The organism is Streptomyces sp. NPDC093089 (genome assembly GCF_044754405.1).
GTDB lineage: Bacteria > Actinomycetota > Actinomycetes > Streptomycetales > Streptomycetaceae > Streptomyces.
Genome location: NZ_JBIVPA010000035.1, coordinates 1 through 3,600 on the forward strand (window position 1 = coordinate 1; position 3,600 = coordinate 3,600).

At 70.4% G+C, this 3,600-nt stretch carries 3 protein-coding genes; 1 reads left to right on the forward strand and 2 read right to left on the reverse strand.

The window, feature by feature from the left end; translation table 11 throughout:
* Positions 1–1,244, reverse strand: a 1,244-nt coding sequence (locus ACIQFX_RS39070) for a sugar ABC transporter ATP-binding protein (protein WP_402473358.1), incomplete at its 3' end; no start/stop codon positions are given.
* On the reverse strand, positions 1,238–1,669 hold the full coding sequence (locus tag ACIQFX_RS39075; protein WP_402473361.1) for a hypothetical protein: 432 nt from the start codon (positions 1,667–1,669) through the stop codon (positions 1,238–1,240). The genes ACIQFX_RS39070 and ACIQFX_RS39075, both read right to left, overlap by 7 nt.
* Before the next feature lie 112 nt (positions 1,670–1,781).
* Between ACIQFX_RS39075 and ACIQFX_RS39080 the strand changes: the two genes are divergently transcribed.
* Complete coding sequence (locus tag ACIQFX_RS39080) at positions 1,782–2,975, forward strand: ROK family protein (RefSeq protein ID WP_402473362.1); 1,194 nt, start codon at positions 1,782–1,784, stop codon at positions 2,973–2,975.
* The last annotated feature ends 625 nt before the right edge of the window (positions 2,976–3,600 follow it).

Below are 3,600 nucleotides of genomic sequence, written 5' to 3' on the forward strand. Positions count from 1 at the left end.
GCGCCGACGTCGACGCCGCGGGTGGGCTCGTCGAACAGGAGGACGTTCGGAGCCACCGTCAGCCACTTGGCGAGGACGACCTTCTGCTGGTTGCCTCCGGAAAGGAGACGGACCTCCTTCTCTGGGGCGGGCGGGGCGAGGCGCACGCGCTTGAGGAGATCCAGGACGGAGGCTCCGACACGTCCGCCGTGGGCCCGTGCCACCAGGAGGGCGTTGTCACGGACCGACTGGTGCAGGGCGAGGCCTTCGGCCTTGCGGTCCTCGGTGACGAGCCCGATGCCCGCGGCGATGCCGTCCCGGACCGAGCCGGGGCTCTTCGGCGTCATCTCGCCCCTGGTGAAGGGCTCGGCACCGAACAAAACCTTGGCAAGCTCGGTACGGCCCGCACCTTGCAGCCCGGCCACTCCGACGATCTCACCGGCGCGCAGTTCCAGGTCGATCCCGTCGAGGGTGGCGTTGCCGCCGCCCCGCACGGAAAGAAGGATGTCTCCGGCGGGACGCGTCGCCCGCGGGGGGCAGTAGTCGGTGATCTCCCGTCCGACCATCAGCCGGACGAGTCCGGCGGTGGTGAGCTCCTCGATCGGGGGAGTGGCGACCTTCGCGCGGTCCTTGAGGACGGTGACGCGGTCGGCGAGCTCGAAGATCTCCCGCAGCCGGTGCGAGATGTAGAGGACGGCGACGCCGCGCTCGCTCAGCCGGCGGACCAGCCGGTACAGCAGCTCGACCTCGCTCTCGGCCAGGGCGGCCGTCGGCTCGTCCATGACGACGATGCGGGCGTCCACCGAGAGCGCCTTGACGATCTCGACGACCTGCTGCTGGGCGACGGACAGGCGGCGCACCAGGTCGCGCGGGCCGAAGGAGGCCTCACCGAGCTCGTCGAGGAGCGCGGCGGTGGCCGTCTCCATCGCCGCCCTGTCCACCAGCCCGAGACGCTTCGGCTCGCGGCCGAGGAAGACGTTCTCGGCGACGGTCCGCTCGGGGAGGAGGGTGAGTTCCTGGTAGATGATCGCGACGCCGGCGCGCTGGGCGTCGGTGGGGTGCTTGAAGGAGACGGTGCGGCCGTCGAGGGCGATCGTCCCCTCGTCGGGCGTGTGGACGCCGGCGAGGATCTTCATCAGCGTGGACTTCCCGGCGCCGTTCTCGCCGATGAGGGCGTGCACCTCGCCGCGCTCCACGTCGAGGTCGACGTCCGTCAGGACCCGGGCGCCGGGGAAGCTCTTGCCGATGCCCGTCATGGTCAGCACGTGACCCACCCCCCGTCGCGCGCGGACCGGAGGGCGGCGTCCGTGAGCAGGGCGGCGCGGGCGCCGTCCTCGAAGGTGGGGAGTCCCTCGCGGCCGTCCCCTTCGAGTGCGGCGTAGGCGTCCGCGACGAAGGCGTCGAAGCAGTCGTGGAAGCCCTGCGGATGCCCGGCCGGCAGCGGTGAGTAGCGTCGGGCGGCCTCCGACAGGGTCTGGGGGTCGCGGACGAGCGCTTGGGAGCCGCTCCGGCTGCCGAGCCACAGCCGCTCGGGGTCCTCCTGATCGAACGCGAGGCTTCCGGAGGCGGCCGAGATCTCCAGGAAGAGGCGGTTCTTGCGGCCCGCCGCGACCTGATGGATCCGGCCGATGAAGCCAGTTCCGACGATATCTGCCCGTACTTTTGGTGACTCTCGTCGCATGTCGAGCATGTTTCGGATACTAGAGACGACTTATGACGAACGTCAACCATAAGTACGAGGGGAGATATGGTTAGTGGGTCTAGACCAAATTCGCAGCACCGACATGGATGGAGACGGGGAGTTGGCCACCGAACCGGCAGGCGCCGGCGCCCTTCTGGCGATCCTGCGCGACGGCCGCGCCCGCACCCGCACCGAACTGGTGCAGCTCACCGGCCTCGCCCGGTCGACCGTGTCCCAGCGCCTCGACGCGCTGGCGGAGCAGCGGTGGATCCGGCCGACGGACGACGCGATCTTCTCCGGCGGCAGGCCCGCCGTGGCCTTCTCCTTCAACTCCGAAGCGCGGACGGTCCTCGCCGCCGACCTCGGGGCCACCCACGCGCGCATCGCCGTCACGGATCTGGCCACCCGCGTCCTCGCCGAGCGCAGCCGCGACATCCGGATCACCGAGGGCCCGGAACACGTCCTGGGCTGGCTCGTCGACGAGTTCGAGGAACTGCTGGCCGAGGCCGGGCGCACCCTCGCCGACGTGTGCGGCGTCGGCATCGGCCTCCCCGGCCCCGTCGAGCACACGTCGGGCCGGCCCGTGAACCCCCCGATCATGCCCGGCTGGGACGGCTTCGACGTGCCCGGCTGGCTCGAACCCCGCCTCGGCGCCCCCGTCCTGGTCGACAACGACGTCAACATCATGGCCCTCGGCGAACACTGGGCCGCCAGCCCTGAGGTCGAGCACCTCCTCTTCGTGAAGGTCGGCACCGGCATCGGCTGCGGCATCATCACGGAGCACCGCCTCCACCGCGGCGCCCAGGGCTCGGCCGGCGACATCGGCCACATCCGGGTGGCCAGGGCCCCCGACGCGCCCTGTCGCTGCGGCAACACCGGCTGCCTCGAAGCCGTCGCCGGCGGCGGCGCCCTCGCCGCACGCCTGCGCGAGTCGGGTGCGGACGCCGCGGACGGCCGGGACGTGGTAAGGCTGGTCCGCGCCGGAAACCCGGCCGCAATACAGCTGATCCGCCAGGCGGGCCGGGACGTCGGCGACGTCCTCGCCACGCTGGTGAACTTCTTCAACCCTGGCGTGATCATCATCGGCGGCGACGTCTCGGAGGCCGGGGAGTACCTGCTCGCCGGAGTACGCGAAGTCATCTACAGCCGCTCCCTCCCGCTGGCCACCCAGCACCTCGCGATCCGGAGGGGGGAACTCGGCGACCGCGCCGGCGCCATCGGCGCCGCCGCCATGGTCATCGAACACACTCTCAGCCCGGTGGCGGTCGACCGGGCCATCGCGGCTCCGGAGAGCCACATGCCCGCGTCCGCTTGAGGCGCGTGGCTGGTCACACCACGCGAAAGAGTCACGTCTGACCGACCGCTGAACCCCTCCGGCCACCGACAGCCCCGGGTTCAGCGCGGCGTCGCCGCCGATCGGCCCCCTCCGTAAGATCTGATGCGCCCAGTCTGTGATGTTCTCGCAAACATGGCGTGTCCGGCAGTGTGGGGCGGATGTGCGGATCTGTCAAGGGCGTGGATAGAACGGGGTGTTGTGTCATCTCCCCGTCTTTATCTCCGCGTGTCGGCCGAGGTTTCGTAAGGTCTCCCCTTCCTCGCGAACCGGCGGCGAGAAGGGGTGTTCGCGTCCCCTTCTGAGGCCAGGGTGGCCGGAGCGTGTAGTGCGCCCGTCCATGCGCCGCCCCGCTCGCGTGAGATCTGCCCGCTGCCCCGAATCCCACGGCCGACCGGAGCTGTGCCTCCACCCGATCGGCACGGCGACGTCGGGACTCGCGTCGGAGCGGGTGGTTTCTCCCATCCTCCGCGCCCTCTGGTCTCCGTCACCGGAACCTTTGTTTCCCCTTTAATCCGGACTGTTCGCTCTTGACGCCCGTTGCACACCGGTGCAACCATCGCGCCACCGATGATCGCGCAAACATCGCCGCATCGTCCTCTTTTCT

Coding starts and splice junctions, on each gene's coding strand:
- ACIQFX_RS39075 (WP_402473361.1), bottom strand. CDS start 1,669: ATGCTCGACATGCGACGAGAGTCACCAAAAGTACGGGCAGATATCGTC.